Here is a 13,131-nt window from a genome sequence, read left to right on the forward strand (position 1 = left end):
CGCTTTAACTTGGGATACAATTAACTATTTTTATTCGTTAAATTATCGGATCACATCATTTTTGTTGTTTTATGAGTTCTCTCAATCTACTCGTTCTATAAATGAGATCACCTAGATAACGGAAACCTTTATGCAGCCTCCAGATACGCGCACATCAAACGCCGGAGCCGATGCGCTTTCTCCCCAGCAATGGAAAGAAGCTACACGGTTTGATGGCACTGATATCGGCTGGATTTTCATGAGCATTGGCATGGCCATTGGTGCGGGCATTGTGTTTTTGCCCGTGCAGGTGGGGCTAATGGGCGTGTGGGTTTTTCTGCTATCAGCCGTGGTTGGATACCCGGGTATGTATCTGTTTCAGCGGTTGTTTATCAACACCTTAGCTTCTGCGCGCGTAAGCCAGACCTACCCGGATATGATCTCCAGCTATCTGGGGCGGGGTTGGGGCACTTTGCTGGGTGCACTGTATTTTGTCATGCTGGTTATATGGATGTTTGTATATGCCACCGCCATTACGCGCGATAGTGCATCTTACCTGCACAGCTTTGGCATAACACAGCATCTACTTTCCAATTATGCGTGGTACCCGCTTATTCTACTCACTGTTCTGGTAGGTTTGGCATCTCGCGGGGAAAAGCTGCTGTTCCGCATGTCTTCCTTTATGGTCATCACCAAACTGCTGATTGTGGCAGCCATGGGTGTTTTCATGATCCCGCGCTGGAACACCGCTAATCTTGGCGCATTACCGCCTGTTGGCACGCTGATAACAAAAGCGGTTATCACGCTGCCTTTTACACTTACGTCTATTTTGTTTATTCAAACCCTCAGCCCTATGGTCATTTCCTACCGGGCGCGGGAAAAATCTCCAGAAGTGGCGCGTTACAAGGCCTTGCGGGCCATGAATATTGCTTTTGCAATCCTGTTTGTAACGGTCTTTTTCTACGCAATTTCCTTTACTCTGGCCATGAAGCCGAGTGATGCCATTGCTGCGTACCAGCAGAATATCTCTGCCTTGGCCATTATCGCACAGGTGTTTCCGGCAAGTTCCATTAGCCTGATTGGCGTTATCCTAAATCTTTTTGCCGTTATGACAGCATTTTTTGGGGTGTACCTTGGCTTTCGGGAAGCCAGCGTGGGTATTTTCAGTTCCATGCTTGGGCACTGGGTTAAACCCGGACATCTGCACCGCAACTGGGTTCAATACGGCGTTATGGGGTTTGCCATCCTGCTCTCATGGGGGGCAGTGGTTGCCAATTTGCCGGTATTGTCTTTTACAACATTCAGCAGCCCGATTTTTGGTATTATTGGCTGCCTGCTACCCGTTTGGTTGGTAATAAAAACACCTGATCTGAGCAAATACCGCAAACCCAGCCTGATATTTATTACCCTTATAGGCATTCTGCTGTGCATCTCACCCTTTTTGGCATGGATGTAAAAAACACAGGCTAACAAACCAGAGGGCGCATGTTTGAAAATGCGCCCTCTGTGTAAATAATCAGGATTTTTTCACAAATTCTGATTTCAGGTTCATCGCGCCAAAGCCAGCAATTTTACAGGCAATGTTGTGGCCATCGCTCGCATCCACCAGCCGAATGTTCTTTACCTTGGTGCCACCTTTAACAGCCTGAGAAGACCCTTTGATTTTCAGGTCTTTCAAAACCGTTACCGTATCACCATCAGCAAGCTGGTTTCCGTTGGCATCCAGCACAACAGATGAATCTTCCGCTCCGGCAGTATCCGCTTGGGTTTCTTCATTCCATTCATGGGCACATTCCGGGCAAACCCACAAATTTCCATCATGATAGGGATACTCGGAACCACAAGAAGGGCACTTCATTTTCTCATCCTTTAATTTCTCCGTCTGAAATCCTGATCCTGAAGGGCAGGGCAGAAGGTGTTTTTGATAAATACCATTTATGATGGAGAACACGAAATACCACGATGTTTATGTTTGAGGGAAATTGTGATGCCTTAACCCCGAACTCTCAATATCAACGGGCAAGAGGATATGGCAGATTACTGCCAGCCTTGAGGAACAGGAGAAGGTTTTCATGAAATCACGCGCCGCAGTTGCATTCAAACCGGGCCAGCCTCTGGAAATTGTTGAAATTGACGTAGCCCCCCCACAGGCGGGGGAAGTTCTGGTTAAAATCCTGAACACTGGCGTTTGCCATACAGATGCCTTCACTCTTTCTGGCCAAGATCCGGAAGGGCTTTTTCCCGTTGTGCTGGGGCATGAAGGCGCAGGCATTGTAATGGAAGTGGGCGAAGGCGTTACCAGCGTAAAGCCGGGAGACCACGTTATTCCGCTATACACAGCAGAATGCGGTAAGTGTGAGTTCTGCACCTCTGGCAAAACCAACCTGTGCATTGCTGTACGCGCCACACAGGGCAAGGGCGTAATGCCCGATGGCACCAGCCGTTTTTCCTACAAAGGCCAGCCGCTTTACCACTACATGGGGTGTTCCACCTTTAGTGAATACACAGTGGTTGCTGAGGTTTCCCTGGCCAAGATCAACCCCAAATCCAACCCCGAACATGTTTGCCTGCTGGGCTGTGGGGTCACCACTGGCATTGGGGCCGTACACAACACGGCCAAGGTGCAGGAAGGAGATTCCGTAGCTGTTTTTGGCTTGGGCGGTATCGGGCTGGCCGTTATTCAGGGTGCCCGCCAAGCCAAGGCCGGGCGCATTTTTGCCATTGATACCAACCCGGACAAGTTTGAGCTGGCCAAGGCTTTTGGGGCCACAGATTTTATCAACCCGAAGGATTACGAAGCCCCCATTCAGCAGGTCATTATTGAAATGACAGGTTGGGGTGTGGACCACAGCTTTGAATGTATCGGCAATGTGGAAGTTATGCGCGCGGCTTTGGAATGCGCACACCGTGGCTGGGGCCAATCTGTTGTTATTGGCGTGGCCGGCGCCGGGCAGGAAATCTCCACTCGTCCGTTCCAGTTGGTAACGGGGCGTACATGGAAAGGCACGGCGTTTGGCGGTGTTAAGGGCCGTACTCAGCTGCCCGGCATGGTGGAAGATGCCATAGCAGGCAAAATTGAGCTGGCCCCGTTTGTAACCCACACCATGCCGCTGGAAGATATCAACACAGCATTTGATTTGATGCACGAAGGTAAATCTATTCGGAGTGTTATCCACTACACTCCGTAACACATTGGCCTGTGCTTACTGATTATCTGGTTTTTCTGGCTGATCAGTATGCTGGGCCGGTTTATCTGATGATGACGCACTGTGCGGGGCTTCCTGCGCAGGCGCATCGTCATCATCGCCATCATCATCCTTGTTGAATTGCTCCATATTGAGGGATGATAGCGGCACACCGCGCAAAGGAGAGCGCTCTTCCACCGGAATTTCCGGGCCTTTGGCATCCCACGCATCAATCGGGGGTAGGGGCTGCTGAGAAGGCTGATCCGCCAGCGGGTTGTTATCCAACACCTGCCGCGTATTTTGCGGGTAGCGGTTCATAAAGCCCACCAAGGTGCCGTTCGTCCAACCAAAGCCAATCTGCATGGGGTATTCCCCACCACCTTTACCGCCTGTTGGGCTGATCTCGGTGGCAGAAACATCGTATTTTTCCAGCAACACACCGCTGCGTTCAAAGGTGCCAATCACGCGGGCCATCCAGCGGCGTGCAATATCAGCCGCAAATTCATGATGCCCGTATTGTTCCAATCCTTTAACGGCCATCCATTCCAACGGCGCCCAGCCATTTGGGGCATCCCACTGTTGGCCTGTTGGGTGCTCGGTTGCTGTTAGGCCGCCCACATGCAGTAAGCGCGTTTTAAGCGTTTCGGCCACCGCATCAGCCTGGTTTACACTGGCCTGATGCAGGAACAGCGGCATGGACGTCGCAATGGAAAGAATGTCCGTCTGCCGCCCGGTGCGCCAGTTATAATCAAAATAGGCACCCTGTTTTTCGTTCCATAAAAACCGGTTGATGCCAGAGCGCAAAATTTCTGCCTGCTGCGCGTAGTAGGCCGCCTTATCTTCCTGACCATTCAGTGCGTACGCATGAGAGAGCGTCTGATCCAGATGCACCATCAGACAGTTCAGCTCAATGGTCAGCAACGATGTGGTCTGGATTGTTGTGAGCGTTTTGCCATCAGCCAGCCAGCGCGATGAAAAATCCCACCCGCTTTCTGCCGCAGCACGCAAATCACGCCAGACTTCGCCAGAAGGGCGGCTTGTTTCCTGCGCTGTGGCCATATCCTGCGGCCAGCTTTCATCACGCGGGGCGCTGCGTGTATCCCAATGACGGAACATCAGGGTGCCATCTGGCAGGCGCACCACATGGTGGCGTGCCATACCCGGTGGCAGATTGGCGGCACCTAATGTCCAGTAATCATATTCCTTCTGCAATTCTGGCAGGAAGGAGGTATAGGCAATTTGCCCATCGTGGCTGGCTAGCAAATCCAGCATGAGGGAAAAGAATGGTAGGCCGGAACGGCTGAGGTAATAGGTGCGGTTGCCGTTGGGCATATGCCCATACGTATTGATAAGCGATGCAATATCGCGCACCATATCACGCATGAGGTCCACATGATCATCCTCATACAGGCCGATCATGGTGAAGTAGCTATCCCAATAATAAATCTCTGCAAACCGTCCGCCCGGAACAATATATTTATAGGGCAGAGGCAGCAGGGTAGACCATGACATGGCCACGTCCGGGTCTCGCGTAAGCACATCCCACATGCCGGAAATATAATCACGCACGCTTTCATCAGGCTTGCGCGTATAGGCGGCAGAGCGCAGGGCAGGGATAGTAAAATGGTCTGTTACAAAGTCTTTGAGGTTAAAGCCCGGCTTGTCTTTTTCCTGCTTCCAGAGTGCCACCAGATCTGTAGGTGAGCGATCGGGCACAATGTCTGAAACCACTTTGGGGTCTGTAAACATGCGTGTTTGATGGATGGCCGCAAAAAGCCCATCAAACGCAATGGATGGTGGGCGGATATCCTGTTCCACCATTGCTGGCGCTTCAGTCTTGCTTTTGGCCATAACTTCTGGCGCTTTCGGCCCCTCCGGCTTTGGGGCTTCTGGCTGCACGCTCCCCGGCGGTAAAGGCGCCAGACTGAGCAATGGTTGCGCGCCTTCAGCATCTGCAGCGGCAGGCGTATCCTGCGCATACGCCATTGGCGCTGCGGTTAGGAGGGCAAGAAGCGCCACACTGCATACAGGAAGAGTGCGCTTATAAAGAGAACCAGTAAAACAGGGCATACCAAAACATAGGCACTGCCGCTGCCTACCTGCAAGTCGAAGATGGTTGAAAAATGCGCCAGCCCTTAGTCTGCCTGCAGGGCCTCGCGCTTCATTTCCAGTTCCAGCCAGCGTTCTTCAGATTCAGCCAGCTTGGCTTCCACCTTTTGCAAATCGGCCGAAATCTTTTCAAACTGCGCCGGATTTTTTCCATACAGATCTGGGTCAGCCAGTTTTTCACGCAGGGTTGTGGCCTGTGCTTCCAGCTTTTCCATTTCCTTGGGCAAATTATCCAGCGCGAACTGGTCCTTATAACTCAGCTTTTTGGCTGGGCCGCGTGCTGGTGTTGCCTCTTTGCTGGGTTTGGCAGGTTCATTTTCCACCACGGCGGCAGTTGTAAGGGGTTTCTGGTGCCGTTGGGCCAGCATGTCACTGTAACCTCCGGCATATTCTATCCAGTTGCCATCTCCCTCCGTTGCCAGAACAGATGTGGCAACCCGGTCCAGAAAATCACGATCATGGCTTACAAGCAGCACTGTACCTTCGTAACTGGCCAGCATATCCTGCAAGATATCCAGTGTTTCCAGATCCAGATCGTTCGTCGGTTCGTCCAGCACCAGTAGGTTGGAGGGTTTGGCCAAGGCACAGGCCAGCATCAAACGCCCGCGCTCCCCACCAGAAAGAGCGCTTACCGGGGTGCGCGCCTGTTCGGGCCGAAAGAGAAAGTCCTTCATATACCCAATAACGTGGCGCTTTTCCGTGCCAACCTGCACCATATCACCGCCACCTTCGGTAAGGGTATCAGCCAAGGTGCGTTCTGGGTTCAGGCTCCGGCGCTGCTGGTCCAGCGTAACCATGTTGAGGGAAGGGCCAAGAGCGATGGTGCCACTATCGGGTTGGTCCAGCCCCGTGAGCATACGCAGCAATGTGGTTTTGCCTGCACCGTTGGCACCAACAATACCCAGCCTGTCTCCGCGCAAGATGCGCAAGTCCAGATGGCGAACCACCTGTTTTTCACCCCACGCCTTGCTGATATCTTCGGCCACAGCCACCAGCTTGCTGGATGTTGCGGCAGCCTGCGTGTTCAGGGTGAGGGTGCCTGGTGCCCGAATGGCCTCCTTACGGGCTGTACGCAAATCTGCCAGTTCCCGCACGCGGCGGACGTTACGTTTACGGCGTGCCGTAACACCATAACGCATCCAGTCTTCTTCGCGCGCAATCTGCCGGTCCAGCTTGTGCGCATCGCGCTCTTCCTGTTCCAGAACCTCTTCACGCCAGGCTTCAAACCGTCCAAAACCTTCATCAAGCCTGCGGGTAATGCCCCGATCCAGCCACACAACAGACCGTGAAAGAGTGGAAAGCAGGCGTCTATCATGGCTGATAATAACCATGGCGCAGCCAAGGCTCAGCAGCTCGCGCTCCAGCCATTCAATGGTCGGCATGTCCAGATGGTTGGTGGGTTCATCCAGCAGCAGCACATCAGGGGCGGCCGCCAGTACCCCGGCAATGGCGCAGCGCCGGCCTTCACCACCAGAAAGGTTTTGCGTGTTTTCCTTGCCTGTCAGCCCTAGCGCATCCAGCAATGGCGCGGCGCGCCATGCCATGTCCGGGTCTGCAATCTGATCCACCACGTAATCTGCCGTTGTGGCATAGGCGGTTAAATCCGGCTCCTGCGGCAGATAGCGCAGAGAGGCTCCGGGCTGCACAAAAACAGAACCTGAATCCGGCTGAATAACGCCAGCCGCAATTTTTAGGAGAGTGGACTTACCCGAACCGTTTCTGCCTACAAGGCACAAGCGCTCACCCCGCCCAACGGCAAAGCCTGCGCCATCCAGAAGTGGGTTCCCCCCCAGTGTAAGAGTGATGTCCTGAAGGTGGAGTAAAGGAGGATGCGCCATGCTTAGAAAAGATAATCCGAGTTATGAAAGAGCGATGAAGGCCCGTTAGTTATACAGCCTGCGTGCGTGCGCTGCTAACGGCCTGATACGTGGCTACGGCAAGGGTGAGGGGGTCAAACGGCTTGGTAATGACAAAACTGGGTTCCATGGTTTCCCCAGTCAGCAAGCGTTCAGGATACGCGGTTACATAAATAACCGGCACATTGAAGGAGGAGGTAATTTCTGCCACCGCCTGTATGCCATCTCCGCCCGGGCCAAGGTTAATATCTGCCAGAATAAGCCCCGGCTTGGTTTCCTTGGCCAGTTTTACCGCATCGACCTGTGTATGGGCTATGCCTGCAACCTGATGCCCACATTGCAGCACAAGCTGTTCGATATCCATGGCGATAATGGGTTCATCCTCAATAATCAGCACGGATGTCTGCACATTCTTGTGTAAGCGGCCCTGTGCGTCTTCCAGTTCCTGCTCCGCCTGTTTGGTGGATACGCCTGTAATCCGCGCGGCCATTTCAACCGGCACTTCTTCCAGCGTGATCAGCAGCAAAAGCTGGCGCTGTGTTACAGAAAGCCCTGCAACATCATATTCCGCAGCAAACCCTTTACGAGAAAATAGCCCTGAAATTGCCTCATAGAGCTGATAGAGGGGTGTAAAGCCTTCCTTCAGCCGTTGCGCAGAAAGGCCGCGCAGGCTTTCGGCCACCAGCAGATCACCTTCTGGTTGGCTGCCTGTCAGCGCGCGCGCATAACGTCTGCCATAAGGGAGGGCCCGGATCAGGCCGTCACGCAGCGACTCTGACATGGCAAGTCTCCTTCATAATGGGTCATGACAAAAACATGCGAGAACGCGATGATGCACGCGCACCGGCTTTCCGGAAAGGGGATTTATCCTGACTCGCACTCCACATTCCACCCATGTTGCCACGCGGCGCACGTTTCGCACAGAACTTCTTGCAATTATCCCTGCATTACGTGGGTTTGCACGCTTTCTGGCGCGTGATTCCGCCATTGCCGATGATCTGGTGCAAGATACAATTGTGCGTGCTCTGGACAAGGCAGATGGCTTTACACCGGGCACAAACCTGCGGGCCTGGTGCTTTGCCATTTTGCGCAATCTTTTTTTGGAGCAGCACCGCCGCGGGCGCAGGGAGCGCATTGCGCTGGAAGATTATGGCCACCAGCCTGCATCCACCTCCGAATCGTCTCCGCACACGCAAACCGAAATGCAGGAGCTTGAAAGCCTGTTGTGGCAGATATCTCCGCTCTTGCGTGAGGCTCTGGTGCTTGTTGGCGCGCAGGAGCTGACATACGCAGAAGCCGCAGAAATATGCGAGGTGGAAGTGGGCACCATGAAGGCGCGCGTTTCACGCGCACGCGCCGCGCTCAAGAAGGTCATGGCCACACAGGATAAACAAAACGACCCGGAAGGCTCGTAAATCTGGCGCTCTCGTTTTCGTGAACACTCGCTTGTTTTTGAATGTAACCTTTTCACTCCGCCGAACATTGAAGGGGTAAGAGATCCACAAGGCGGAGAACACAAAAATGACAGCCTCTTTCCATGATCAGGTTATCGCTATCCTCCCCAAACTGCGCGTGCAGGCATTGGCGCTTACCCGCAATCGTTCTGTAGCCGAAGATCTTGTGCAGGATACTGTGTGCAATGCTCTGGCAGCGCAGGAAAGCTTTGTTATGGGCACCAATTTTGCCGCATGGATGCACCGTATTCTGCGTAACCGTTTTATCTCTGATCTTCGCAAAAAGCGTGAGGTCGGGAACATTGATGATACCCCTCAGTCTTTGCTGTCTGTAAGCGGGCGGCATGAAGACAGATTGGCCCTGAAAGAACTGGATGCAGCACTTGCACGGCTGCCAGACGACCAGCGGGAAGCTTTGGTCTTGGGAGTTCTGGAAGGGATGAGCTATCAGGAACTGGCAGACATTGCCGGATGCGCTGTGGGTACAGCAAAAAGCCGGGTTTTTCGGGCACGTCGGCAGCTGGAAGTCTGGCTGATGGGAGAAGAGGACATTGGTGTTTCTGACAAAACAGGTTCAGAATCCACCACCAGAACATCTTCTGCTCGACGTAAAACCCGCACGGCCCGCAACACAACGCGTAACGCACAGCAGACGGCATAAATGCAATGGCGTACGATACTGATGTCAGGGATCCAAAGCCCGCAGAGTCGTGCAAACACAGCACCCAACAGGTCATGCCCGAATGGATGGTATGGCAGAAACCGGAGTTCAGGATGGGAAAAAGGAAAGACGATACCCAATCCCGAAAGCCGAAAAAAAAGCGGGATAAAGCTTTTGACCTCTGGCTGAAGCGTGGCCTGCACCAGATGTTTGATAACGTTGTGAATGAACCCGTGCCTGAAGAACTGCTTAAGCTGATTCAGGAAGATCGAGAAAAACAGGATTAAGCACTTTGCATATCAGTGGGCGAGGGGAAGGCCCTGCAAGCCGGGTAGCGGCCTCCCTTCTGTCTGGTTTAGGGCGTATTTTCAGCACCACAAGCGCACGGATGCGGCTGCTGATCTGCCTTTCAGCCGTTCCTGTTATTGCCATTGGCGCTGTGCTGGCTCTGCATAATTACCGCGAAGTTACTCTGGGCAGTGCGCAACGTGCTGGCAACGCCATTATGCGGCTGGACCTGCAATTCCGCCACGATACAGACAGATTACGTAGCGCCCTTGAAACCATAGGCCATATGGATCTGACACCGGATCAGATTGTGCATGCCCTCCGGCTTATGGAAACCATTAGCGGGCAGCGTTACTGCTTTCTTTCCGTGCTGGATGATGAAGGAAAACCCATTCAATCCGTTTCCCCCCAAGGGCGGGGATGTGCGGAGGTAGGGGCTCTTTCCATGCCAACAGATGTACATTCCACATTGCTTGAGGCCGTGCAGACCAGTGGCGGACCGGGGGAAGGTGGCGCTTTTTTGCGCATTACCGTGCCAGCAGGTTTTTTGGCCCTCCCTGAAGCACATGGCTATCTGATGGGCATTCTCCAGATATCCCGGCAAAGGGCGTATCTGGGTAGTGCCTCCGGCTGGCAGGTTTTTGCAGAAGATGACAACCCCATACAGGCGTGGCTGCTCATGCATAATGGGCAGTTGTTGCCTGTATGTTCGGATTGCGGGTGGCAATCTCCACCACCTTCCATCGTGCATGAACTCAAGAATGCGCTGGAAAACAGTGAGCGCAGCATTATCACGCTCCCCACCGGGTTGGGGGGCTATGCTCTGGGCGCTATTGCTGGTGGAGCAGATATTCTGGTTTCCACCCAGCGCACATCCATGGAATCTGATGCCCTGCATACCATGATCCTGCAAATTGTAGGGCTGGTATTGCTACTGGTCATCGGCCTGGTTGCCGTTACGTTAGCGGCCAATATTGTGTTGATAGGTCCTTTGCGTCGCCTCACATATTCCGTGCAGAAATGGCAAATGGAAGGGATTTTTGATGCACGCATCACCCGCTCCATGCCACTTGAACTCCAACGCCTTGGGCAGGCTTTTACCCGTGCCACACGCCGCCTTTCTCGCCATGAAGCACGGCTTAAAAAGGCAATGGCGCATCAGCAACTGCTGATGAAGGAAGTGCACCACCGCGTTAAGAACAATCTCCAGATTGTGGCCTCCTTGCTCAACCTGCAGGCCAACCAGATTGAACACCCGGAGGTGCGGGCAGAATTTGCCCTCGCGCGTGATAGAATTCGTGCACTGGCAACACTGCATCGAACACTCTACGCAGAAGATGCCCTGAACAGCCTGAACATGTCTGTTTTTCTCAAAGAGCTTTGTGAGCAGACACTCCACATTGCCGGAGAATCAGAATCTGGGCGCATGACGCTGGACGTGGTTTCAGACAGTTTCTGGATGGACCCGGATCAGGCTGTGCCTCTCGCCCTGATTGTTACGGAGATTATCACCAACTCCATTAAATATGCTTTCCCCGATGGGCAGAAAGGCACGATTTTTGTGCGCCTGCACCGCAGCCATGGCCAACTTACCATGCAGGTTGGAGATAACGGCGTAGGGTGCGTATGGGAAGAACCGCCAATACATCAAGGTATTGGCCTTAAACTCATTCACGCATTTGCGCGCCAGCTTAAGGCAACACTTACGTATAAGGGGGAAGGCGGCGTGCAATATACGTTGGTCATGCGCCTGCCAGAAAACCCACCAGAGACCAAAAAATAAGGCAAAAAATGCACGCTATGCCCAGATTGCAGCAGGGGTTGGCTTTCTAAACTGTTTGCGTCTTGCGCCTGTCGGTATAAACGCCTTGTGTTATGAGCAACGAGAAAGCAGCAATCCGCAACTGGACACGGACACAATCGCGTCTGGGGCGTCAGGCAGCGCGATCAGTGGTTGGAGCCGGGCTGCTCTCCAGTCTTGTCGGTATAGGGCAAGTCTGGTGTGTGGCCGTTGTGCTGGGGCATGCCCTGGTAAACTGGAAAATGGCAGAAGCCGCAGGCCCCATGCCTGTATGGCCTTTTCTGGCCTTTCCTGTTCTGGCCATTCTACGCGCTTTGGTTATGGTTCAGGCCGATACAGGTGCCGCACGTGCAGGCATTGCCGCGCGCCGCCGGTTACGTGGTGAGGTTCTGGCTTCTGTTCTTACAGGTGGGCCTGCACTGTTGCGCCGCGTGCATAGCGGTGTGCTGGCCTCCACCATTGTAGACCGTGTGGAAGCGCTAGACGGCTTTTTTGGCCGCTGGATTCCTGCTTCTATTCTGTGGATTGCAGCACCTGTTGCCATTCTTATCCCCATAGCCTTTGTGCAGCCTCACGCGGCTCTGGTTCTGGGTCTATGCGGTATCGCCGTACCTTTTGGGCAGGCACTGTTCGGTATTGGGGCGGCTGTGGCTTCCCGCAATCAGTTTCTGGCCATGACACGCCTGCAGGCGCGTTTTCTGGACCGGGTTAAAGGCATTGCCACCATTGTGCTGGCAGGCCGGGCAGAAGATGAAACCCGCAAACTAGGCGATGCTGCAGAAGAACTACGCCAGCGCACCATGAAAGTGCTGCGGGTTGCGTTTCTGTCTTCCGCTTCCATCGACTGCGCCATGGTTGTTGCTTTGATTGCCATTGCCATTATGGATGGCAGGCAGGCTCTGGCCCTACAGGCGGAGGGAAGTGCTCCGGCATTGGTGCATGCCGTTACAGCGGGGCTGTTTGTTCTGCTGGCTGTGCCCGAGTTTTTTGCGCCTCTGCGTGGCTTGGCTCTTGCTTATCAGGACAGGGCACACGCCCAAGGGGCCGCAACGGCTGTTCTGGAACTGCCTGAAGCTCAGGATCGCCCTGCGCCGGAGGGTGCACGCACCGTCAACGCCAATGGCGTGATGGTTTCCTTTGATGATGTCAGCTTTGCGTGGGACCCCGCACGTGGTCTGGCGCTAGACCATGTCAGCTTTACCGTGCCTGCAGGTGAAACCCTGATTCTGGCAGGGGCTTCAGGTTCCGGCAAATCCACCATCATGGAATTGCTGCTGGGCTTTATTCAGCCTGATACAGGGCGCGTTCTGTTTAACGGCGCACCGCTGGATAGCATTGTGCCAGACGCACTGGCACGCATGGTTTCTTGGATTGGGCAAAAACCGGTTCTATTTGCCGGCACCCTGCGCGAGAACATTCTGTTTGCAAAACCTGATGCCAGCGATACCGAACTTCAGGCCGCGCTAAAATCTGCTGCGGTTGACCAGTTTTTGCCCAGCCTGCCCGAAGGGCTGGAAACCCGGATTGGGGAAGGTGGGTTTGGTCTTTCCGGTGGGCAGGCCCAGCGTATTGCCATTGCCCGCGCTTATCTGAAAAATGCCCCGGTGCTGCTGCTGGATGAACCCACAGCGCATCTGGACCCGGCAACAGAAAAAAGCGTGTTTGAAAGCCTGCAACGCTTGGCCGTAGGCCGCACCGTTATTCTGGCCACCCATTCTGCCGCCGTGCATATGTTTAAAGGCCGCCGTATAGATCTGGCCGGTGGCCGCGTTATCAGCCGACAGGGAGCAGCCTGAGC

At 53.9% G+C, this 13,131-nt stretch carries 11 protein-coding genes; 7 read left to right on the forward strand and 4 right to left on the reverse strand.

Going from position 1 to position 13,131, the window contains the following annotated elements; all coding sequences use genetic code 11:
* Window positions 1-130: 130 nt before the first annotated feature.
* A complete protein-coding gene (locus tag ABNV41_RS05015) occupies window positions 131-1,435 on the forward strand; it encodes an aromatic amino acid transport family protein (RefSeq protein ID WP_050819786.1) in 1,305 nt (434 codons plus the stop codon).
* A gap of 60 nt (window positions 1,436-1,495) precedes the next feature.
* Here the strand turns inward: ABNV41_RS05015 and ABNV41_RS05020 are convergent, their stop codons facing one another.
* Window positions 1,496-1,837 (reverse strand): zinc ribbon domain-containing protein YjdM, encoded by a 342-nt coding sequence (locus ABNV41_RS05020; protein WP_050819785.1) that lies wholly within the window; start codon window positions 1,835-1,837, stop codon window positions 1,496-1,498.
* Window positions 1,838-2,051: 214 nt separating this feature from the next.
* Here ABNV41_RS05020 and ABNV41_RS05025 point away from each other — a divergent pair, with 214 nt between their 5' ends.
* Complete coding sequence (locus ABNV41_RS05025; RefSeq protein WP_050819784.1) at window positions 2,052-3,167, forward strand: S-(hydroxymethyl)glutathione dehydrogenase/class III alcohol dehydrogenase; 1,116 nt, start codon at window positions 2,052-2,054, stop codon at window positions 3,165-3,167.
* A 15-nt stretch (window positions 3,168-3,182) separates the two neighbouring features.
* Here the strand turns inward: ABNV41_RS05025 and treF are convergent, their stop codons facing one another.
* From treF to ABNV41_RS05040, 3 genes are all read right to left on the reverse strand, one after another.
* Window positions 3,183-5,234, reverse strand: a complete 2,052-nt coding sequence (gene treF / locus ABNV41_RS05030; protein WP_050819783.1) for an alpha,alpha-trehalase TreF — start codon at window positions 5,232-5,234, stop codon at window positions 3,183-3,185.
* 65 nt (window positions 5,235-5,299) lie between these two features.
* The gene (locus ABNV41_RS05035) at window positions 5,300-7,111 is read right to left on the reverse strand and encodes an ABC-F family ATP-binding cassette domain-containing protein (protein ID WP_050819782.1); all 1,812 of its coding nucleotides are present in this window, start codon (window positions 7,109-7,111) and stop codon (window positions 5,300-5,302) included.
* Between the two features lie 49 nt (window positions 7,112-7,160).
* On the reverse strand, window positions 7,161-7,910 hold the full coding sequence (locus ABNV41_RS05040; RefSeq protein ID WP_087652099.1) for a response regulator: 750 nt from the start codon (window positions 7,908-7,910) through the stop codon (window positions 7,161-7,163).
* Window positions 7,911-8,097: 187 nt separating this feature from the next.
* Between ABNV41_RS05040 and ABNV41_RS05045 the strand changes: the two genes are divergently transcribed.
* From ABNV41_RS05045 to cydD, 5 genes are all read left to right on the forward strand, one after another.
* Window positions 8,098-8,544, forward strand: a complete 447-nt coding sequence (locus tag ABNV41_RS05045) for a sigma-70 family RNA polymerase sigma factor (protein ID WP_230844649.1) — start codon at window positions 8,098-8,100, stop codon at window positions 8,542-8,544.
* A 106-nt stretch (window positions 8,545-8,650) separates the two neighbouring features.
* Window positions 8,651-9,244, forward strand: a complete 594-nt coding sequence (locus ABNV41_RS05050) for a sigma-70 family RNA polymerase sigma factor (RefSeq protein WP_050819779.1) — start codon at window positions 8,651-8,653, stop codon at window positions 9,242-9,244.
* 74 nt (window positions 9,245-9,318) lie between these two features.
* Window positions 9,319-9,531: a NepR family anti-sigma factor gene (locus ABNV41_RS05055; RefSeq protein WP_050820404.1), complete on the forward strand. Its 213-nt coding sequence runs from the start codon at window positions 9,319-9,321 to the stop codon at window positions 9,529-9,531.
* A gap of 101 nt (window positions 9,532-9,632) precedes the next feature.
* Window positions 9,633-11,315, forward strand: a complete 1,683-nt coding sequence (locus tag ABNV41_RS05060) for a sensor histidine kinase (RefSeq protein WP_050820403.1) — start codon at window positions 9,633-9,635, stop codon at window positions 11,313-11,315.
* 92 nt (window positions 11,316-11,407) lie between these two features.
* Window positions 11,408-13,129, forward strand: a complete 1,722-nt coding sequence (cydD, locus tag ABNV41_RS05065; RefSeq protein WP_050819778.1) for a thiol reductant ABC exporter subunit CydD — start codon at window positions 11,408-11,410, stop codon at window positions 13,127-13,129.
* The last annotated feature ends 2 nt before the right edge of the window (window positions 13,130-13,131 follow it).

The organism is Acetobacter sp. A11-2 (assembly GCF_040208445.1).
Taxonomy (GTDB): Bacteria; Pseudomonadota; Alphaproteobacteria; order Acetobacterales; family Acetobacteraceae; genus Acetobacter; species Acetobacter oryzoeni.

Excerpts from the sequence above, each read along its gene's own strand:
- ABNV41_RS05055 (WP_050820404.1), top strand. The coding sequence starts at position 9,319 with ATGCCCGAATGGATGGTATGGCAGAAACCGGAGTTCAGGATGGGAAAA.
- cydD (WP_050819778.1), top strand. The coding sequence starts at position 11,408 with ATGAGCAACGAGAAAGCAGCAATCCGCAACTGGACACGGACACAATCG.
- ABNV41_RS05015 (WP_050819786.1), top strand. The coding sequence starts at position 131 with ATGCAGCCTCCAGATACGCGCACATCAAACGCCGGAGCCGATGCGCTT.
- ABNV41_RS05025 (WP_050819784.1), top strand. The coding sequence starts at position 2,052 with ATGAAATCACGCGCCGCAGTTGCATTCAAACCGGGCCAGCCTCTGGAA.
- ABNV41_RS05035 (WP_050819782.1), bottom strand. The coding sequence starts at position 7,111 with ATGGCGCATCCTCCTTTACTCCACCTTCAGGACATCACTCTTACACTG.
- ABNV41_RS05060 (WP_050820403.1), top strand. The coding sequence starts at position 9,633 with ATGCGGCTGCTGATCTGCCTTTCAGCCGTTCCTGTTATTGCCATTGGC.
- treF (WP_050819783.1), bottom strand. The coding sequence starts at position 5,234 with ATGCCCTGTTTTACTGGTTCTCTTTATAAGCGCACTCTTCCTGTATGC.
- ABNV41_RS05050 (WP_050819779.1), top strand. The coding sequence starts at position 8,651 with ATGACAGCCTCTTTCCATGATCAGGTTATCGCTATCCTCCCCAAACTG.
- ABNV41_RS05040 (WP_087652099.1), bottom strand. The coding sequence starts at position 7,910 with ATGTCAGAGTCGCTGCGTGACGGCCTGATCCGGGCCCTCCCTTATGGC.
- ABNV41_RS05020 (WP_050819785.1), bottom strand. The coding sequence starts at position 1,837 with ATGAAGTGCCCTTCTTGTGGTTCCGAGTATCCCTATCATGATGGAAAT.